The following is a 1,647-nucleotide window of genomic DNA, read 5'->3' as shown; positions in this document are numbered from 1 at the left end:
TGAAATTGCAAGGCTCCGATGCCCGGTGCACCAAACCCTGCATTCGCAAACCAGTCCACAACGACAAAATGCGATTCTAGCTCAATCGCTTAGCCCTTCTTCACGGACGACGCGTTAGCTTCCTCTTCACAAGAGCGCGCGACAGATGCTCAACCTCGGCGCGTCAGCTCATAGTCAGCTAGACCTCTTACCATCGTCGGTAGAGCTCGAGCGGCGCGAGCTCAGCACCCCCAACCGTACCGACAGGAGAGAGATCCGATGTATGGCCGAATTGCTGGCTCATCCAGCCAATCCACAAGCGCTACCCAGGCTGACGAATCGAGGCATTCAGATGACGAGGGCTTTGCGGAAAGGCTTGCAGGCATGGCGCCCGATGCTGGCCCAAGTTCGTCCCAGGCAGCGACACGGCCGTACTCCGTAGTTTCCCGACCTCCGATCGAAGAGATCGACATGGATACCTTCGGGGAAGAAGTGAAGGCCTTCTATAGCGATGACATCAAGCACATTGCCGATAATCCACTGGAATACTCGGATTTCATATCCACAAAAGCTGAGCGCGCAGCGAACATTGCTAGAACCCATGGTCACACCGACGAAGATACGGACGAGGCGCGATATTTCGCCTATCGCTTGGGTGACAAAACTGTTGGGCTTCTGAGAACAGAAGGGGGACTTCGGGTAGGAGGAAGGCGATTCAGCGCCCAGTTTCCCGGTCGAAACGCCGTCACATCCCAAGTAGACCTTCGGGTTACTCATCCGCTCGTCGAGAACGCTGGCGATATTCTACTGGAGCATCAGCTTCGGGAGGACGGCGAGCGAGCATTGATTATGTCAAAACCTGCGTTGCCAGGCATCGAGTCCCGTCTGGCTCAGATGGGCTTTGTTCCTGTGAGCGATAAGAATCACTGGGTGCTTGATCCTCACCAGCATCCAGACAAGTGGACGCATAACGCTGAAGGTAAATGGCAACGGGTAGGCAAACGTGAAGGATATCTCGCCGCCGAGAGTAGTGGTGCTCAGGCAAAAATCGAGCGAGCGTCGAGTGAAGCAAGTGATGAGACAGAGTCGTCCGGCGATGACACTTCTTGGTACTTCGAACGCCTTAATCTAGGCCCGGGGTCGGCTGCCGAATAGTCGTTGTGGGCGAGGCCGGACCTGGTGGCTACTGAGCTCATTGAGTATGTTGCTGCAGGAATGGCTCGCCACTTCAAGACGAGCTTGCGTTAGGCGGCGGGATCGCGCCCGGAGTGCTGCACCGACCTGCGCTGGGCCGCTCGCCGCCAGTCAGCGAGCACGCGTAGCCGAATTGGATCCAATCCACGCGTTCCATAAGGGCCCGCGACGTGTCGAGGCCTTCGGCTGCACGATGGTGTCGACCGTGACCCGCTTGAGGTCGTGATTGCGTAGCGCGCCGACCTCGTGCGCCACCCGCAGGCTCTCGGCCAGCAACAGCTCCAGCTTGTCACCAAGCCGCTTGCGCCAGTGGCTCAGGTCCGAGCGCTCGTGCGGGAAGGCGTGCTGAAAGAACTCTTCGCCGGTGAAGTACTGGAAATACGGGTCGTGGAGCCAGCGCTCGCACACTCCCTCATCGGACAGGCCGTAAATGTGCTTGAGCAGCAGCAGCCCGATCACAAAGCGGGTCGCGAT

Annotated in this window: 1 protein-coding gene and 1 pseudogene; one reads left to right on the top strand and one right to left on the bottom strand. The window is 58.1% G+C overall.

All coding sequences use genetic code 11. The annotated features are described in order from the left end of the window. Window positions 1-450: 450 nt before the first annotated feature. Window positions 451-1,134, top strand: a complete 684-nt coding sequence (locus tag A3AS_RS0140780) for a hypothetical protein (protein WP_018323174.1) — start codon at window positions 451-453, stop codon at window positions 1,132-1,134. A 216-nt stretch (window positions 1,135-1,350) separates the two neighbouring features. Here the strand turns inward: A3AS_RS0140780 and A3AS_RS0140775 are convergent. Continuing rightward, window positions 1,351-1,647, bottom strand: a pseudogene (locus A3AS_RS0140775) (transposase); the annotation flags it as partial.

The sequence above is a fragment of the Bradyrhizobium sp. WSM2793 genome, from assembly GCF_000379585.1.
In the GTDB taxonomy this organism is placed as follows: Bacteria; Pseudomonadota; Alphaproteobacteria; order Rhizobiales; family Xanthobacteraceae; genus Bradyrhizobium.
This window is presented reverse-complemented; position numbering and strand designations above follow the sequence as displayed.